Here is a 17,715-nt window from a genome sequence, read left to right on the forward strand (position 1 = left end):
GGTCAGCGCGGCGGCGAGACGATCGCAAGCAGGTCGGTGACGCGAACGACCCGGACGGGCAGGGTGGCGGCGATGGTGTCCAATGCGGCATCGGTGCGACGGGCATTGAAGACGCCCGTCACCGGGATCGCGGCCAGAGCTGGATCAAGGATGAGGATGCGACCCCAGCGATAGCGCTCGAGGTCGCGCACCACCTGGCCCAGCGGGCGCTCGTGGAAGACCAGCCGGTCGCTGCGCCACGCCGTGGCCTCCGCGATGTCGACCGCGCCGGGCGGACCGATGAGCGCGGCGCCGTAGCGCAGCCCTTGCCCCGCACCGACCCGGACCGATCGGCCATCGCGGCCGGCGGACACGGCGACGACGCCCTCGGCAACGGCGACCGCAACCGAGGGCCGGCTGTCGTCGTCGATGATCTTCACGTCGAATTCGGTGCCGACCGCAGTTACCCGACCGCCAGCCGCCTCCACCACGAACGGGCGGTCGGCCTCGGGCGCCACCATGAAGTAACCCTGCCCGCGATGGAGGACGACCCGCCGTTCGCTGCCGTCGAAATGCACCGACAGGGCCGAAGCGGTGCCCAGTTCCACCGACGATCCGTCCGCCAGGGAAACGGTCCGCCGCTGGCCCACCCCGCTGCGCTCATCGGCGAACAGACCGGGCGGGGCCACTGCCCAGGCACCGACGCAGGCGAGCAGCAGGCAGGCGGCGAGCGCGGCCGCCCGGTGGCGGCGACGGGGCGGCGGCGGCCGGTTCTGATTGGCCGGTGCCAGGGCATCCATGCCGCCCCAGAGCGCGCCCACATCCTGCCATGCCGCGCGATGGGCGGGGCTGGCCGCCAGCCATGCCGCGTGGCGGGCGCGGTCGTCTCGGCTGGCGTCGGTATCGCGCAGCAGGACGAACCAGGCGATGGCATCTTCTTCGATCGCTTCGGCTGGGGATTGCGGCACGGCCATATCCATGTGACGTGGCGGCGAGCCCGAACCATTACCCGTCATGCGTTCATTCATGGTCCCGCCGATAGGCGTCGAGCCGCCGCTTGCAGTGGGCCAGCGACCGGGCCATGTGCACCATGACGGTGTTCTTAGCGATGCCCAGGCGCCCGGCGATCTCGTCGTAGCTGAGCCCCTCGAACTTGTGCAGGACGAACACCTCGCGTCCGCGCGGCGGCAAGTCGTCGACCGCCCGCTGCAGCACGGCCAGCGCTTCACGGGACAGCAGCGCCGCATCGGCCGATGGCGCAAGGTCGGGCGGCTCGGGCTGATCGTCCAATGGCAGGGCACTGGAAGCCCCATCGACCTCACGCCGATGCCGGTCGATGGCGAGGTTGGTCGCGATCCGGAAAAGATAGGCTTCGCGCGATTGGATGCCTTCGGCCGGGCCCGCCTGGATCAGGCGCAGGAAAGCATCCTGCGTCAGGTCGGCGGCCACGTCCGGCCGTGCCCCGCGACGGGTCAGGAAGCGCTGCAGGCTGGCTCCGTAGCGGCGAAACAGGTCTTCCAACGCGGGCGGCGGGTCCAATGCTCGGCATGGCCGGCTGCCATGCTCGCCACCCCTATATTATGAATGAGAACCATTCACAACAAAGCTACATCATCACCAGGCCGCCATCGACGACGAGGGACTGGCCGTTCACATAGTCGGAACCGGACGAGGCAAGGAAGCAGGCCATCCCCACCAGATCCTGCGGCGTGGCTGTCCGGCCGAGCGCGATGCGGGCGGCCGCCGTCTCGAAGGCCTCGTTGTCGCGGCTGGTGAGGCCGGTCTCGCGGTGCCCTTGCTCGATGTCCGTCCACATGTCGGTGGCGATGATTCCGGGGCAGATGGCGTTGACGGTTATGCCATGCCGGCCGAGCGCGCCGGCGCCGGACTGGGTCAGCGACACGACCGCGAACTTGCTGGCGCTGTAGTGGGCAAGGTTGGGCGATCCGCGCCGGCCGGCGATGGACGCGGTGTTGACGATCTTGCCGCCGCCGCCCTGGGCGATCATCTGGCGGGCTGCCTCCTGCATGCCGATCAGGCAGCCGAGCGCGTTGACGTCGGTCACCTGGCGCCAGTCCTCCTCGGTGATCGACAGGAAGGGACGGGCCTGGGCGATGCCGGCGTTGTTGAAGATGACGTCGAGCCGGCCGAACGCCGAGACGGCGGCGGCCACCATCGCCCGGACCTGGTCGCGCTGGACGACGTCGACGGCGAACGGGACGGCGCGACCGCCATCGGCATTGATGCCGTCGGCCACCGCCCTGGCGCCGGCTTCATCGCGGTCGGCCGCGAGCAGATGCGCGCCTTCCGCGGCCAGGCCGCGGGCAAGTGCAGCGCCGATGCCGCGACCGGCGCCGGTCACGATGATGCTACGGCCGGCGAGGGTGGCTGGCATGGCTTAATGGCTTTCCGGAAGAACTGGCGGGCCCCACTCGAAAGCCGGGCCCGCCCGCATGCTGCTACTTCGTGGCGACGCACTTCTGGTGCTGCGAGCCCAGGCCCTCGATCGCCACGTCCATGGTGTCGCCCTCGCGCAGGAAGACGGGCTTGGGCTTGATGCCCGAGCCGACGCCCGGCGGCGTCCCGGTGGAAATGAGGTCGCCCGGCATCAGCGTCATGAACTCCGACAGGTGGCTGACGAGTGTCGCCACGTCGAAGATCATCGTGCTGGTCGAGCCGTTCTGCATCCGCTTCCCATTGACGTCGAGCGTCATCTTCAGGTTCTGCGGATCGGGGATCTCGTCGCGCGTCACGAACCACGGGCCCACGGGCGCGAAGCCCGGGCTGCTCTTGCCCTTGCTCCACTGGCCGGCCGACCGCTTGATCTGGTAGTGGCGCTCGGACACGTCGTTGCAGATCGTGTAGCCGGCGACATACTTCAGCGCGTCTTCCTTCTTCACGTAGCGCGCCGTGCGGCCGATGATGACCGCCAGCTCGCACTCCCAGTCGGTGTGCTCGGAGCCGCGCGGGATCGGCACATTGTCGTTGGGGCCGGTCAGCGCGCAGGAATGCTTGAAGAAGATGATCGGCTCGGCCGGGATCGGCTGGCCGGCCTCGGCCGCATGGTCGGCGAAGTTCAGGCCGATGCAGATCAGGTTCGGGATGGTCGCCAGCGGCACGCCGAGGCGGGGCTTGCCCGACACCAGCGGCAGGGTCGACATCTTGGCCTTCACTTCCTTGGCCAGCGCCGACAGCGAGCTTGGCCCCAGCAGGTCGGGCGTGATGTCGTCGACGATCGACGAGATGTCGCGGATGCGGCCGTCGGTATCGACGACGCCCGGCTTTTCCTTGCCCTTCGGGCCGTAGCGCAGAAGCTTCATGGCGTTCCTCTTTCCCCTCAAAAAGATGGTCGGTCCGGCTACAGCACCATGCCGCCGTCGGAGATCACGGCCGTGCCGGTGGTGAAGCTGGATTCGTCGGATGCAAGATAGATGGCGAGGTGGGCGATCTCCTCGGCCCGGCCGAGGCGGCCCATCGGCTGGCGCGCGATGAAGTCCTTGCGCGCCTGCACCGGGTCGGCGAAGGCGTTGATGCGGTCGCCCAGCGAGGGCGTGTCGACCGTGCCGGGGCAGATCGCGTTGCAGCGCACGCCCTGGCGCATGTAGTCGGCCGCGACCGACTTGGTGAGGCCGATGACGGCGGCCTTGCTGGCACCGTACGCACAGCGCAGCGGGACGCCCTTCACCGACGACGCGACCGAGGCGATATTGATGATCGACCCGCCGCCGCCCGCCAGCATGCCCGGCAGGAAGGCCTTGATCACCGTGAACATGGCCCGCACGTTGAGCCCGAAGGAGCGGTCCCAGTCGGCCTCGCTGGTCTCCAGGATGGAGCCTGCGGCGACCCATCCGGCACAGTTGAAGAGGATGTCGACCGAGCCGATCGCAGCCGCCGCCTGGGCGACGGCGGCGGGGTCGGTCACGTCGAGGCGGGACAGATGGAGGTTGGCCGTGCCGGCCAGTTCGCCCAGCACCTTGTCGTTGATGTCGGTCGCGTGGACCGTGGCGCCCTCTGCCGCGAACGCGAGCGCCGTCGCGCGGCCGATGCCGTTCGCGGCGGCGGTGACGAAAGCCGTCTTGCCGGCGAGCCTGCCCGCCATATCGTATTCCCCCCGATGGTTGAAACTGCTTTGCCCGCGACCCTAGCGACCCGACTCGCGCGAGTCCACGCGCGAGCGCGACCTGCCGGCTGGGTCCCGGCGAGGGACCGATGATGCACCTCGAGTTGCGGCACTACCGGGCGTTCGCCGTGCTCGCCGAGGCCCTGCATTTCGGTCGCGCGGCCGAGCGGCTGAACATGGCCCAGCCGCAACTGAGTCGCCTGGTCGGGTTCATCGAGCGAGAGGTGGGCGTGGTCCTGCTGTTTCGCACGACCCGCGCGATTTCGCTGACACCGGCCGGCGAAGTGTTCTTCGAGCAGGCGACCCGACTGCTCCGTCAGGCCGACGCGGTGGTCCAGGTCACCCGGAGGGCCGCGGCTGGCATGGTCGGGTCTATCACCATCGGCTACATGGATTTCGCGATCAGCGGGCCGCTGCCGGCGATCCTGCGCGGCTTCCGCGAGGCCTGGCCGCAGGTCGACATCGCCCTGGAGCACCTGTGGACCGAGCGCCAGCACGTGGCCCTGCTGGATCGCCGCATCGATCTCGGCTTCCTGATCGGGCCGTTCGAGCATCCCGACGTCGCCGTGGTCCCGGTCGCCTCCGACCGGCTGGTCGTCGTCGGCCCTGAAGGTCATCCGCTCGCAGCGGCGGCGGAGATCGACCTCCGCACCCTGGCGGACGCCCCCTTCATTTTCGGCGCGCCCGACAAGTGGCGGCCGTTCCGGAACCGGATCGACCGCATCTGCCTCGACCATGGCTTCCTGCCGCGGGTCGTGCAGGAGCCGTTCAACAGCGACGGCATCTTCGGCCTCGTCTCGGCAGGGCTCGGCATCACCATCTATCCCGAGCGGCCGTTGCGGATCTATCCGCGCGGCCTGGTCGTCCGCCCGATCGCCGGGGTCGACGCGCGGATCGTCACCCTGGCCGCGTGGAACCGGCGGAATGCCTCGCGGATCCTCGAGAACTTCATCGCGGTCGCCCGCAGCTTCGCGGTGGCCGAGGACGGTCATGGCGCCAAAGGCATCGATATATGAGAAATCGGTGCTGGGATTGCCGGACGCGGCGGCGAACCATCCGCCTATCGATCACATCGACGGATGGGGGCGGCAATGGCGACGGCAGGGGATTTCGAGCTGTTCGGCGTGGGTGGCTACGGCTACCGCAAGATCGGGTTCGGCCGGAAAATCGGCATTGTCTCGGTCGACTTCATGAACGGGGTGACCAATCCCGACGAGCGCATGGGCAAGAGCCCGATGGCGCAGGACGCGGTGGAGAAGACCGCGATCCTGCTCGACGCGGCCCGGGCGCGGGGCATGCCGATCGTCCACTGCAACACCGCCTTCCAGCCCGATCTCAGTGACATGCCGCCCTGGAAGATCGAGTGCATGAAGGAGTGGATCATCGGCCAGCCGATCGTCGAGATCGACCGCCGGCTCTGGCGCGACGGCGACGTGCTGGTGTGCAAGAAGACGCCATCCATCTTCTTCGGCACGCACTGTGCCTCGGTCCTGAACATGCACGGCGTCGACACCGTCATCGTCACCGGCGCCAACACCAGCGGCTGCATCCGCGCCACCGCGATCGACAGCTTCGCGCTCGGCTACCGCACCATCGTGCCGCGCGAATGCGTGTTCGACCAGGGGTCCGTCGCCCATGAGCAGAACCTGAAGGACATCGACATCCGCTATGTCGATGTCGAGCCGTTCGACTTCGTCCTGGAGCGGGTGCGCGGCGCCAACCACGAAGGGTAGCCGCCGCGCGGACCCGTCAAAGTAACTGGCGGGCCGCCAGCGAGCGCATCAGGGCCGAGGCGCCGAAGGTCCAGGGGGCCACCTTGTCGGCCTTCTCGACCCGGTTCGTCAGGCAGCCGAGCTTGCCGCTGGAGATGGTCACGATGTCGCCCGGGTGATGGGTGAAGCCCTTGCCCGGGCCGCCGCGGTCCTTGGTCGGGGCGAACATGGTGCCGGTATAGAGCACGAAGCCATCCGGGTACTGGTGGTGCGGGCCGATCGTATGCTCGACCAGCTCCGTCGGGTCGCGGCTGATCAGGCGCATCGAGCTGCGGCCGTCCAGTTCGAACCCGTCATCGCCTTCAACCCGCAGCGACACCTCGGCCGCGCGCACGTCGTCCAGCGAAAAGGTCTCGTCGAACAGGCGGATGAAGGGGCCGACGGCGGCCGACGCATTGTTGTCCTTGGCCTTGCCAAGAAGCAGGGCGCTGCGCCCCTCGACGTCGCGCAGGTTCACGTCGTTGCCGAGCGTGGCGCCGACGATGGTGCCGGACGGGTCGACGACGACGACGATCTCGGGCTCCGGGTTGTTCCATTCCGACACCGAATGGATGCCGACCTCGACGCCGGTGCCGACGGCCGCCATCGGCGGGCATTTGCTGAAGACCTCGGCATCCGGGCCGATACCGACCTCCAGGTAGGGCGACCACAGGCCGCGCTCGATCAGCGCCTCCTTCAGCCGCATGGCGGGCTCGGAGCCGGGCTTCACCTTGGACAGGTCGCCGCCGATCTCGGCCTGCAAGGTGCGGCGGATGTCGTCGGCCGCGGCCGCGTCGCCGCGGGCCGAGGATTCGATCACGCGCTCAAGCATGCTCGAAGCGAAGGTGACGCCGCAGGCCTTCACCGCCTGCAGGTCGCAGGGGGCCAGCAGCCACGGCCGCTTGGCATCCCGGCCATCCATGGCGGTGTTGGCGATGATCTCTGCGACGCCGGCCACGCGCGGGCCGGCGGCGGCGGACAGGACGGCCCGCAGGTTCGGCATGGCGATCAGCGTCGCCATGGTCGGCGAGATGCGCGACAGGTCGATCACGTCGTCGCCGCGCAGCAGGACGGGCACCGGCCCGGCATCGGGCAGCCAGGCACGGCCCAGCAGGGTCCCGCGGGTGCCGTCGTCCGGCAGGGTGGTGGCGGCGTCGAGCGTGATCTTCATGGCGGCGCGTTCCCCAGGGGTCTGTTTTCTGCGTTGGTGCGAGAGTGCATCACCGCAGGGCGCCGGCCGTCAATCGGCGCCTATCGCTCGCGCGGGTTTTCCGACACAATTCCGCCACTCGCGAGCCCCTGCCGGGAGAGACCGAAGCCATGTCCCCGCCGATCACCATCCGCCTGAACCCCGCCGACAATGTCGTCGTCGCCCGTACCGACCTGCTGCCGGGCACGACCCTGCCCGGCGAGGACATCACCACCAAAGGGCACATCCCGCCCGGCCACAAGGTGGCGACCGCCGACATCGCCGAAGGCGAGATGGTGCGCAAGTACGCACAGATCATCGGCTTCGCCTCGCGGCCGATCGCCCGCGGCGAGCATGTCCACACCCACAACCTGGCGATGGGTGACTTCGCGCGCGACTATGCCTTCTGCCGCGACGCGACGCCGACCGCCTTCGTGCCAGAGCCCGCCACCTTCCAGGGCATCGTGCGGCCGGACGGCCGGGTGGCGACGCGCAACTACATCGGCATCCTGACCTCGGTGAACTGCTCGGCCCATGTCGCCAACATGGTGGCCGACAAGTTCCGCCACGGCGCGCTGGCCGAGTATCCCAATGTCGACGGCGTCGTCGCGCTGACGCACGGCACCGGCTGCGGTATGGCCAGCGAAGGCGAGGCGATGGACGTGCTGCGCCGGACCATCGCCGGCTATTCCCGCCACCCCAACTTCTGGGGCGTGCTGGTGATCGGCCTCGGCTGCGAGTCGAACCAGATCGGCGGCCTGATGAAGGCCGAGGGGCTGTCGACCTCCGGCCAGTTCCACACCATGACGATCCAGGACACCGGCGGCACCCGCAAGACCGTGGCCGAGGCCGTCGCCCGCATCCAGGAGATGCTGCCCGAGGCCAACAAGGTCGCCCGCCAGACGGTGCCGGCCAAGCACCTGACGCTGGCGCTGCAATGCGGCGGGTCGGACGGCTATTCCGGCATCACCGCCAACCCGGCCCTGGGGGCGGCGGTCGACCTGCTGGTGCGCCATGGCGGTGCGGCCGTGCTGAGCGAGACGCCCGAGATCTATGGCGCCGAGCACCTGCTGACCCGGCGCGCCGTGGCACCCGAGATCGGCGAGAAGCTCGTCGGCCGCATCAAGTGGTGGGAGGAGTACACCGCCCGCACCGGCAACGAGATGAACAACAACCCATCCCCTGGCAACAAGGCGGGCGGGCTTACCACCATCCTCGAGAAGTCGCTGGGCGCGGTTGCCAAGGGCGGGTCCACCAACCTGGTCGACGTCTACAAGTATGCCGAGCCGATCACCGCGCGCGGCTTCGTCTTCATGGACACGCCCGGCTACGACCCGGTGTCGGCGACCGGGCAGGTGGCGGGCGGCGCCAACATCGTCTGCTTCACCACGGGCCGCGGCTCGGTCTTCGGCTGCAAGCCGGCGCCGTCCCTGAAGCTCGCGACCAACACGCCGCTGTGGAACCGCATGATGGACGACATGGACATCAATTGCGGCGGCATCGTCGACGGCTCGGCCACCGTGCAGGAAGTGGGCGAGGCGATCTTCCGCCTGATCCTGGCGACGGCATCCGGCCAGCAGACCAAGAGCGAGGAGATGGGCTTCGGCGAAGAAGAATTCACGCCGTGGCAGATCGGGGCGGTGATGTGATGGAGCTGCCGAGCGGGCTTGCGGTCTTCGACCTGACGGGGCGGGTGGCGCTGGTCACCGGCGCGTCGCGCGGCATCGGCTGGGAAATGGCCCGCGCGCTGGCGGCATCCGGCGCCACGGTGGCGCTGGTCGGCCGCGAGCGGGCGACGCTGGAGGCGCGCGTGGCGGAACTGGAGGCGGCCGGCTGCAAAGCCGCCGCCATCCCGGCCGACCTCTCCGACGCCAAGGCGGGCGAGGCGGTGGTGGCCGCCTGCGAGGCGCGCTTCGGCCGGGTCGACATCCTGGTGAACAATGCCGGCGTCAATCACCGCCGGTCGTTGCAGGAATTCGAGCTGGCCGATTTCGAGCGCGTGCTGGCGACCAACCTGACGTCCTGCTTCGTCCTGGCCAAGGCAGCCGCCCGCGGCATGGTCGAGCGCGGCTTCGGCCGCATCATCTCGACCTCCTCGATCATGGCGTCAACCGCCCGGCCGACGATCATCGCCTACATCGCGGCCAAGGGCGGGCTGACGTCGATGACGCGCGCGCTCGCAACCGAGCTGGGGCCGAGCGGCATCACCGTGAACGCCATAGCACCCGGCTTCATCGCCACCGAGATGACAGCACCCTTGCAGCAGACCCCGGCCTTCGATGCCATGATCGGCAGCCGGACGCCGGCCGGCCGCTGGGGCCAGACCGACGACCTGTCCGGCTGCGCGGTGTTCCTGGCGTCGAACGCGGCGGCCTACCTGACCGGGCAGACCATCATCATCGACGGCGGCCTGACCATCGCGATCTGAATCGGCCGCGATCTGAATCGATGCGGGGGGCGGCTTGCACCGCCCCCCGCAACTCACCTTCGACCTTGGACCTAGGCCGTGGCGCGGAAGGGTCGCACCGTGCCGCGCTTGCCGCCGATCCATGCCGCGAAGGCACCGAGCAGCAGGGAGAAGGCGGCCAGCAGCGCCGACCGGGAGACCACCTTGGCCGCCGCGTCCGCTGCCTCGCGGGCACGCTGTTCGACCTGGGCGACGGTTTCCCGATAGCGGCGCTCGAGATCGGCGATCTGCGTACGTGCCTCTTCGATCGTCGTCGCCTGTCCGGCCGCGACCTGTGCCCGCATCCAGGCGTCGGCGGCCCGCTCGCGCGCCTCGGCCACCTGTGCCTGGTCGCCGCTGACGACGGCCCGCAGCGAAGACACCGCCGCATCGCGCAGCGCCGCCGGGTCCTGCCCGCCGGCCGACGCCCGCAGCCGCTGCTCGATGGCACCGAACGGGTCCTGCGCCTTGGCCAGCTCGGGCGCGGCCATGCCGGCGGCAGCGCCGGCCGCCTTGCCCATTCCGCCAAGCGCGGAGCCGGCGATGTTCATGGCACCGCCGACAACGCTGCCGAGCGCGCTGGAAACCAGGAACACGATGACGAGCGTGGTGGCGGCCCACGAGATCAGGCCATGCCAGCCGGCAGTGGATTCCTTCGGTCGACCGGACAGCCGACCGGCAACGATGCCGCCGGCGAAGGCCGCCAGGATGCCGGTGACGACCCACCAGGCAGCAGCCGCTATCGAGAAGGTGGCGGCACTGGGATTGCCGCCGGTCAGCGGGTTCAGGCTGGCGGCACCGATGCCGACGCCCAGCATGTTGAGGATGGTGTGGACGACCAGCGCCACGACGACGCCGGCAAAGACCGCACCCCAGGAAATCTTGTTCAGCAGGACGGTGTGGCTGTCGTCCGTCGCCAGGACATCGCGCCCCGTGCGGTGCAGTGGATCGTCGAGCAGCCGATCTGGATTGCCAGCTATGGCCATGGTCGCCTCCGGTTCTGGTGTGTGCGGAGGCCGCGCCTTGGGGCGACAAATCGGACGTCTTCTGCGTGTCCTCCTCCCCCCAAACCTGCGGCTTCGCCCGAAGTTCCATTCGGGCGAAGCACTGGGTCGCAGGGGTAGCGTTCCGGAGGGTCCTTCGGTCTCTAGCCGATCTCAGGCATGCGACACCGACAGCTCGGGCTTTGCGTTCAAGGTCTGGAAGACCACGCAATACCGCTCCGTCAGCTTCAGCAGCGTGTCGATGCGTTCCTGCGGCTCGCTCGTGTCCAGGTCGAACCGGAGGCGGATGGCCCGGAAGCCGACCGGGGCGTCCTTGGCCACGCCCAGGGTGCCGCGAAAGTCGAGGTCGCCCTCGGCCGACAGCGTGGCACCCGCCAGCTTGAATTCCAGCGCCGTCGCCACCGCCTTCAAGGTCACCCCGGCACAGGCGACCAGCGCCTCCAGCAGCATGTCGCCGGAGCAGAGCTCCAGGCCGGAGCCGCCAGTCGCCGGATGCAGGCCGGCGACCGCCAGGGCGCGGCCGGTCTCCACCTTGCAGGCAATGCCCTCGTCGTCGATCGAGCCCTGCGCCCGCAGGGTGACGAGCGCACTCGCGGGGTCACCGCGATAGCTCTCCTTCAGGGGCGCCTGCATCGCCTTAAGACCGGCTGCGTCCATGGCTGCTCTCCTAGCGACGGATATCGTCGGCCATGAAGTTGGTGACGATCTCGTCGATGTCGCGGTCGACGTGGAAACCCAGGCGCCGTGCGCGCTCGGCATCGATGGCGGCGGGCCAGGAGGATACGATCTTCTGGATCGCCGGGTCCGGCTTCCACTCGATCCGCTTGGCCGCCGCGGCGCCGCCATGGCGCTCGACCGCCTTGGCCATCTCGCCGACCGGGGCCGAGATGCCGTTCAGCAGGATGCCGCGATGGGCGCCCAGCGCCTCGGCCGGCAGGTCATGGACATGCAGGAAGGCCGCCACCGCCTTGCGCGGCGACAGGATCGGCATGCGCGTCTCCGGCGTCACCGGGCAGATCGCGCCATCGCCCTGGAGCGGCTCGCGGACGATGCTGGAGGCGAAGGTGGAGGCCGCCTTGTTCGGCTTGCCCGGACGCACGACGATCGTCGGCAGGCGCAGCGCGCGGCCGTCGAGGAACCCCTTGCGGCTGTAGTCGGTCAGCAGGTACTCGCCGATCAGCTTCTGGGCGCCGTAGGAGGTCTGCGGCGTGATCGGCGTCGCATCCGTGACGGTGGCCGGCAGGTCGCCGCCATAGACCGCCAGCGAGCTGGTGAAGATGACCTTGGCCGGGTTCGGCAGCGCGCGGCAGGCATCGAGCACGTGGCGCGTGCCGTCCAGGTTGACCCGCATGCCGAGGTCGAAATCGGCCTCCGCCCCGGCGCTGACCACGGCCGCCAGGTGGAAGACCGAGGCCACGTCGGAATCGATCAGCTCGCGCACCGTGTTGGCGTCGGCGATGTCGCCGACGACCGTCTTGATGCGCGGGTCGGCCGGCATCGGCGGGTCGAACGGCATGGCATCGAAGCAGACGACCTGGCTGGCGGTGAAGGGCCGGCCGCGCGCGTCGATCAGCGCATGGTGGTTGAGCAGGGCTGCGGCCAGCTTGCGGCCGAGGAAGCCGCCGCCGCCGGTGATGACGACCTTCATGGATCAGGACTCCGGACGAAAGGAGAGGGCAGGGGCTCAGGCCGCACGGATGCCCCAGGGGGCGGCCCAGCCGAGCCCGTCGGTGGTGGCGGCGCGCGGGCGATACTCGCAGCCGATCCAGCCGGTGTAGCCGATGCGATCGAACAGCTCGAACAGGTAGGGGTAGTTGATCTCGCCCACGTCGGGCTCGTTGCGGCCCGGGTTGCCGGCGATCTGCACATGGCCGTAGCGCCCGGCCAGCCCCTCGACCTTGCGGGCAAGGTCTCCCTCCATGATCTGCACATGATAGAGGTCGAGTTGCAGCTTCAGCGCCGGGCTGGCGACGGCCGCGACGTATCCCAGCGCGTGGTCGGTGCGGTTGTGCAGGTAGCCCGGGGCGTCCAGCGTGTTGAGCGGCTCCAGCAGGCCGGTCAGGCCGGCGGCTGCCAGCTTGGCCGCGGCCTTGCCCAGGTTCGACACGAACACCGCCTCGCAGGCCTCGCGCGTCGCCGACTGCGGCACCAGGCCGGCCATCAGGTGGATGCGCGGGCAGCCCAGCACGCCGGCATAATGGATCGCCTGGTCGACGGCATCGGCGAAGGCCTGCTCGCGGCCGGGCAACCCGCCATAGCCGCGCTCGCCCTTGCCCCAGTCGCCGGCGGCCGTGTTGAACAGGCACACCTCGACGCTGGCGTCGCGGGCAGCCCGCGCCACCTCCTCGGCCGGCCATTCATAGGGAAAGAGGAACTCGACGCCGCGGAATCCACAACCGGCGGCGGCGGCGAAGCGGTCGAGGAACGGGACCTCGTTGAACATCATCGACAGATTGGCGGCGAGGCGGGGCATGGGCTTGCGTCCGTGATTTCTGGCGTCAGCCCTGGACCCTAGCCGACCATCCGGCCGGAGGGAATGCCGGGCGCGTCGAGTCCGCCACCGGACGCCGGGAAGTCATCGGCATGTCGACAATCATACGGACAATTGCGCCGCTGCCGGTACACAGCCAGAAGCCACGACGCGACCGGCAAGCCATAAGCCCGCATTTTCCGAGGTTCCGGGCACGCACGACCAGGGTGCTGCGAGACGGCCGGCGAGGACGCGCGAAGATTGTCGACGATCCTGCGCGCGGGGCTGTTGACATGGCGGCCCAGTCCCGGCGCAATGGGGCATCAATGCGGCAAGGCGACGCGCTTTTCGCGCGGCCTATGGCCGATCACCGGGCAGGCCCAACAGTCCGGATAGGGAGGGTGAATGGCGACGGTCGGAATCCGCCAAGTGCGGAAGGCATTCGGTCATTTCGAGGTGCTGCACGGAGTCAGCGTCGATATCGACGACGGCGAATTCGTGGTCCTGGTGGGGCCGTCGGGCTGCGGAAAATCCACGCTGCTGCGCATGCTGGCCGGGCTGGAGAACATCACCGGCGGCGAGATCTCGATCGGCGGCCGGGTGGTCAACCAGGTGCCGCCCAAGGATCGCGACATCGCGATGGTGTTCCAGAACTACGCGCTCTATCCGCACATGACCGTCTTCGACAACATGGGCTTCTCCCTGAAGCTCGCGAAGGCGCCCAAGGACGTGATGGAGCGCGAGGTGGGCCGGGCCGCGCGCATCCTCGGCCTGGAGCAGCTCCTCCACCGCTATCCGCGCCAACTCTCGGGCGGCCAGCGCCAGCGCGTGGCCATGGGCCGGGCCATCGTCCGCAGCCCGCAGGTGTTCCTCTTCGACGAGCCGCTGTCTAACCTTGACGCCAAGCTGCGCGTGCAGATGCGCTCCGAGATCAAGGAACTGCACCAGCGCCTGAAGGTGACGACCGTCTACGTCACCCACGACCAGATCGAGGCCATGACCATGGCCGACAAGATCGTCGTGATGAACAGCGGCAACATCGAACAGGCGGGCCGCCCTCTCGAGCTCTACGACCGCCCCAACAACCTCTTCGTCGCCGGCTTCATCGGCTCGCCCGCCATGAACATGCTGGAAGGCGAGCTGGCCGATGGCGTCTTCCGCGGGCCGGACGGCACGTCCTGGCCACTGCCCTCGCACGGGCTGAGCAAGGGGAACGGCAACGGCGTCGTCTACGGCGTCCGGCCCGAGCACCTGAAGCTCGACCCCAACGGCATCCCGGCCACCGTCCAGCTCGTGGAGCCGACGGGCTCGGAAACCCAGGTCACGTTCCGCATCGGCCAGCAGTCGGTGATCGGCGCCTTCCGCGAGCGGGTCTCCGCCCAGCCGGGCGAGATGGTGTCGATCACGGCCGAGCGCGATCTCGTCCATCTGTTCGACCGCAAGACCGGTCAGCGGATCCAAGCCGGAACACCGGCATAAGAATGGGAGGGAAATAATGGCCAACATCATCACGCGACGCGACTCGCTCAAGATCATCGGTGGCGCCGCCGCCGCCGCGACCTTCGCCAGCCAGGCTGCCGCCCAGGCCATCCCGCGCGCCGACGTGGCCGCGCCCAGCCTGCCGATCGAGAAGGGGGCGACGCTCCGCGTCCTGCGTCCGGCCCGCTTCGTCGAGCCGGACGAGACCATCTTCCGCGCCAACGCCGCCAAGTTCGCGAAGGAGACGGGCGTCGAGGTCCGGGTGGACTTCGTGGGCTGGGAGGACATCCGCCAGCAGACCGCCGTGTCGTCCAACACCGGCGCCGGCCCCGACATCGTCATCGGCTGGGCCGAGGACCCGCACGTCTACGCCGAGAAGGTGCTGGAGCTGTCCGACATCGCCGAGTATCTCGGCAAGAAGTATGGCGGCTGGTCGTTCCTGGGCGAGAAGTACGGCAAGAAGGTCGGCACCAACAACTGGATCGGCATTCCCTTCGGCGGGTCGACCGGCCCGATCGTCTATCGCAAGTCGGCGCTGAAGGAAGCTGGCTTCGACAAGATCCCCAACGACCTGGGCGAGTTCGTGAAGGTCTGCGCGGCCTTCAAGAAGATGAACAAGCCGGCCGGCTTCGCGCTCGGCAACGCCGTCGGCGACGGCAACGGCTTCGCCAACTGGGTCGTCTGGTCCCATGGCGGCTATCTCGTCGACGAGGCGGGCAAGGTCGCGATCAACAGCAAGGAGACGATCGAGTCCCTGAAGTACCTGAAGGAGCTGTACCAGACCTTCATCCCCGGCACGCTGTCCTGGGGCGACGTCAGCAACAACCGCGCCTATGCCGCGCAGGAACTGTGGCTGACCGCCAACGGCGTCTCGATGTACTTCGCGCTGAAGAACGATCCGGCCACCAAGGCCATCGCCGACGACACCGACCACGCGCCGCTGCCGTCCGGGCTGGTCGGCAAGACGCCGCAGTCGGCGCTGATCCTGAACGGGATGGTGTTCAAGCACACCAAGTTCCCCAACGCCTCCAAGGCGTTCCTGACCTACATGATGGAGGCCGACCAGTACGACCCGTGGCTGACGGGGTGCCTGGGCTACTGGTCGCACACGCTGCGCGCCTACGGGAAGAGCAAGGTGTGGGATTCCGATCCCAAGCTGGAAGTCTACCGCAACGGCACCGAGAACCAGTTCTGGAGCGGCTACAAGGGCCCGATCAGCCACGCCGCCGGCACGGTCGCGGCCGAGTACATCATGGTGCAGATGTGCGCGGGCGTGGCTTCCGGCCAGCAGACGCCCGAGGAGGCCGTGCGCGAGGCCGAGCGCAGAAGCCGTCGCTACTACCGCTGACCGGATGATCGCCGGGCTGCCGGGGACCCTGTTCCCGGCAGCCCGGCACGCTTGTCCCTGGAGGACCGATGGCCGGCACCGACGTCACGCACGCGCAATGGACGCGCCCGAACATCCAGCCGTCCTGGCTCGTCCGCCTGTTCGACTGGAAGCCTTTCCTGATCTTCATGTGCATGCTGCCCGCGGCCGGGCTGCTGCTGGTGTTCCTCACCTATCCGCTCGGCCTCGGCATTTGGCTGGCCTTCACCGACACGACCATCGGGCGCAGCGGCGTCTGGGTCGGGCTGGAGAATTTCGAGTACCTGATGGGCGACCGGCTGTTCTGGCAGGCGGTGTTCTACAGCGTGTTCTACACCTCGGTGGCGACGGTCGGTAAATTCGGCCTGGGCCTGTGGCTGGCGCTGCTGCTGAATAACCACCTGCCGTTCAAGAGCCTGTTGCGCGCCATCATCCTATTGCCCTGGATCGTGCCGACGGTGCTATCGGCCATCGCCTTCTGGTGGATCTACGACGCCCAGTTCTCGATCATCTCCTACGTCTTCGTCGACGTGCTGGGCTGGCGGACCACCTATTTCGACTTCCTGGGGTCGACCTGGCCCGCGCGCTGGTCGCTGATCTTCGCCAACATCTGGCGTGGCATCCCCTTCGTCGCCATCACGCTCCTGGCCGGTTTGCAGACGATCTCGCCCTCGCTCTACGAGGCGGCGCTGCTGGACGGCTCCACCGGGTGGCAGCGCTTCCGCTTCATCACCTTCCCGCTGCTGCTGCCGATCCTGGCGATCGTGATGACTTTCTCGATCATCTTCACCTTCACCGATTTCCAGCTCGTCTACGCCATCACCCGCGGCGGCCCGGTCAACTCCACCCACCTGCTGGCGACGCTCGCCTTCCAGCGCGGCATTCCCGGCGGCAACCTGGGCGAGGGGGCGGCCATCGCCGTTTCGATGATCCCCTTCCTCGTCTTCGCGACGCTGTTCAGCTATTTCGCGCTGGCACGGCGGAAGTGGCAGCAAGGAGAGGCCAATGACTGACGCCGCGGCCGCCAACACCGACACGCCTTCGACCGCGACGGTCGCACCGGAGGCGATGCACTGGGACAATCGGGCGCGCCGGGTGGTGACGATCTATGTCCCGCTCGCCTGCTTCGTCTTCATCCTGCTCTTCCCGTTCTACTGGATGGCGGTGACGTCGTTCAAACCGAACGCCGAGCTCTACGACTACAAGACCTACAACCCGTTCTGGATCGCCAAGCCGACGCTCGACCACATCTACAAGCTGCTGTTCGACACGGCCTACCCGCGCTGGATCCTGACGACCATGACGGTGGCGGTGTGCGCCACGGTCCTGTCGCTCTTCTCCAGCGTGCTGGCGGCCTATGCGATCCAGCGGCTGCGCTTCAAGGGCAGCCAGTATGTCGGGCTGGCGATCTATCTGGCCTACCTCGTGCCGCCGTCGATCCTGTTCATCCCGCTGGCGACCATGGTCTACCAGTTCGGCCTGTTCGACAGCCCGATCGCGCTGATCCTGACCTACCCGACCTTCCTGGTGCCGTTCTGCACCTGGCTGCTGATCGGCTACTTCAAGTCGATCCCCTACGAGCTGGAGGAATGCGCCCTCATCGACGGGGCGACCCGCCTGCAGATCCTGCGGCGGATCACCCTGCCGCTGGCGGTGCCCGGGCTGATCAGCGCCGGCATCTTCTCGTTCACGCTGTCCTGGAACGAGTTCATCTACTCGCTCGCCTTCATCCAGAGCAGCGAGAACAAGACCGTTCCGGTGGCCATCCTGACCGAGCTGATCTCGGGCGACGTCTACCAGTGGGGGGCCTTGATGGCGGGCTCGCTGCTGGGGTCGCTGCCGGTCGCGATCTTCTATTCCTTCTTCGTCGACTACTACGTCTCGTCGCTCACCGGCGCCGTGAAGGAGTAG

General features: G+C 68.5%; 18 protein-coding genes. 8 read left to right on the forward strand and 10 right to left on the reverse strand.

Annotated features, from left to right (window positions below):
• Positions 1–2: 2 nt before the first annotated feature.
• The 5 genes from STVA_RS12355 to STVA_RS12375 form a co-directional block, all read right to left on the reverse strand.
• A complete protein-coding gene (locus tag STVA_RS12355) occupies positions 3–947 on the reverse strand; it encodes a FecR family protein (protein ID WP_170216313.1) in 945 nt (314 codons plus the stop codon).
• A 52-nt stretch (positions 948–999) separates the two neighbouring features.
• Positions 1,000–1,518, reverse strand: a complete 519-nt coding sequence (locus tag STVA_RS12360; protein ID WP_123688243.1) for an RNA polymerase sigma factor — start codon at positions 1,516–1,518, stop codon at positions 1,000–1,002.
• A gap of 67 nt (positions 1,519–1,585) precedes the next feature.
• Entirely contained in the window at positions 1,586–2,374 is a 789-nt protein-coding gene (locus tag STVA_RS12365) for an SDR family NAD(P)-dependent oxidoreductase (protein ID WP_123688244.1), read from the reverse strand.
• A gap of 64 nt (positions 2,375–2,438) precedes the next feature.
• Complete coding sequence (locus STVA_RS12370; RefSeq protein ID WP_123688245.1) at positions 2,439–3,299, reverse strand: fumarylacetoacetate hydrolase family protein; 861 nt, start codon at positions 3,297–3,299, stop codon at positions 2,439–2,441.
• A gap of 38 nt (positions 3,300–3,337) precedes the next feature.
• Entirely contained in the window at positions 3,338–4,078 is a 741-nt protein-coding gene (locus STVA_RS12375; protein ID WP_123688246.1) for an SDR family oxidoreductase, read from the reverse strand.
• Between the two features lie 110 nt (positions 4,079–4,188).
• Here STVA_RS12375 and STVA_RS12380 point away from each other — a divergent pair, with 110 nt between their 5' ends.
• Together STVA_RS12380 and STVA_RS12385 are read left to right on the forward strand one after the other, a co-directional pair.
• The gene (locus tag STVA_RS12380) at positions 4,189–5,115 is read left to right on the forward strand and encodes a LysR family transcriptional regulator (RefSeq protein WP_123688247.1); all 927 of its coding nucleotides are present in this window, start codon (positions 4,189–4,191) and stop codon (positions 5,113–5,115) included.
• A 75-nt stretch (positions 5,116–5,190) separates the two neighbouring features.
• On the forward strand, positions 5,191–5,832 hold the full coding sequence (locus STVA_RS12385) for an isochorismatase family protein (RefSeq protein ID WP_123688248.1): 642 nt from the start codon (positions 5,191–5,193) through the stop codon (positions 5,830–5,832).
• 16 nt (positions 5,833–5,848) lie between these two features.
• On the opposite strand, the gene STVA_RS12390 is transcribed toward STVA_RS12385, so the two are convergent.
• Positions 5,849–7,021, reverse strand: coding sequence for a fumarylacetoacetate hydrolase family protein (locus STVA_RS12390; protein ID WP_123688249.1), 1,173 nt, complete (start codon positions 7,019–7,021; stop codon positions 5,849–5,851).
• Between the two features lie 149 nt (positions 7,022–7,170).
• Between STVA_RS12390 and STVA_RS12395 the strand changes: the two genes are divergently transcribed.
• The gene (locus STVA_RS12395; RefSeq protein ID WP_123688250.1) at positions 7,171–8,688 is read left to right on the forward strand and encodes a UxaA family hydrolase; all 1,518 of its coding nucleotides are present in this window, start codon (positions 7,171–7,173) and stop codon (positions 8,686–8,688) included.
• Positions 8,688–9,467, forward strand: coding sequence for an SDR family NAD(P)-dependent oxidoreductase (locus STVA_RS12400; RefSeq protein ID WP_123688251.1), 780 nt, complete (start codon positions 8,688–8,690; stop codon positions 9,465–9,467). The genes STVA_RS12395 and STVA_RS12400 overlap by 1 nt, the downstream gene beginning before the upstream one ends.
• Before the next feature lie 71 nt (positions 9,468–9,538).
• On the opposite strand, the gene STVA_RS12405 is transcribed toward STVA_RS12400, so the two are convergent.
• The 4 genes from STVA_RS12405 to otnI all read right to left on the reverse strand — a co-directional run bounded on the left by STVA_RS12405 (position 9,539) and on the right by otnI (position 12,962).
• Positions 9,539–10,471 carry a hypothetical protein gene (locus STVA_RS12405; protein ID WP_197735861.1) on the reverse strand — a complete coding sequence of 311 codons (933 nt, stop codon included), beginning with the start codon at positions 10,469–10,471 and terminating at the stop codon, positions 9,539–9,541.
• Between the two features lie 171 nt (positions 10,472–10,642).
• A complete protein-coding gene (locus STVA_RS12410; RefSeq protein WP_123688252.1) occupies positions 10,643–11,146 on the reverse strand; it encodes an OsmC family protein in 504 nt (167 codons plus the stop codon).
• 10 nt (positions 11,147–11,156) lie between these two features.
• Positions 11,157–12,137: a D-erythronate dehydrogenase gene (gene denD, locus STVA_RS12415; RefSeq protein WP_123688253.1), complete on the reverse strand. Its 981-nt coding sequence runs from the start codon at positions 12,135–12,137 to the stop codon at positions 11,157–11,159.
• Positions 12,138–12,173: 36 nt separating this feature from the next.
• The gene (otnI, locus tag STVA_RS12420) at positions 12,174–12,962 is read right to left on the reverse strand and encodes a 2-oxo-tetronate isomerase (RefSeq protein WP_123688254.1); all 789 of its coding nucleotides are present in this window, start codon (positions 12,960–12,962) and stop codon (positions 12,174–12,176) included.
• A 402-nt stretch (positions 12,963–13,364) separates the two neighbouring features.
• Here otnI and STVA_RS12425 point away from each other — a divergent pair, with 402 nt between their 5' ends.
• The 4 genes from STVA_RS12425 to STVA_RS12440 all read left to right on the forward strand — a co-directional run bounded on the left by STVA_RS12425 (position 13,365) and on the right by STVA_RS12440 (position 17,715).
• Positions 13,365–14,438 (forward strand): ABC transporter ATP-binding protein, encoded by a 1,074-nt coding sequence (locus tag STVA_RS12425; protein WP_123688255.1) that lies wholly within the window; start codon positions 13,365–13,367, stop codon positions 14,436–14,438.
• Between the two features lie 16 nt (positions 14,439–14,454).
• Positions 14,455–15,786 carry an ABC transporter substrate-binding protein gene (locus tag STVA_RS12430; protein ID WP_123688256.1) on the forward strand — a complete coding sequence of 444 codons (1,332 nt, stop codon included), beginning with the start codon at positions 14,455–14,457 and terminating at the stop codon, positions 15,784–15,786.
• 68 nt (positions 15,787–15,854) lie between these two features.
• Entirely contained in the window at positions 15,855–16,817 is a 963-nt protein-coding gene (locus STVA_RS12435) for a carbohydrate ABC transporter permease (protein ID WP_123688257.1), read from the forward strand.
• A complete protein-coding gene (locus tag STVA_RS12440; protein WP_123688258.1) occupies positions 16,810–17,715 on the forward strand; it encodes a carbohydrate ABC transporter permease in 906 nt (301 codons plus the stop codon). The genes STVA_RS12435 and STVA_RS12440 overlap by 8 nt, the downstream gene beginning before the upstream one ends.

The sequence above is a fragment of the Stella humosa genome (assembly GCF_006738645.1).
GTDB classification, from domain to species: Bacteria; Pseudomonadota; Alphaproteobacteria; order ATCC43930; family Allostellaceae; genus Allostella; species Allostella humosa.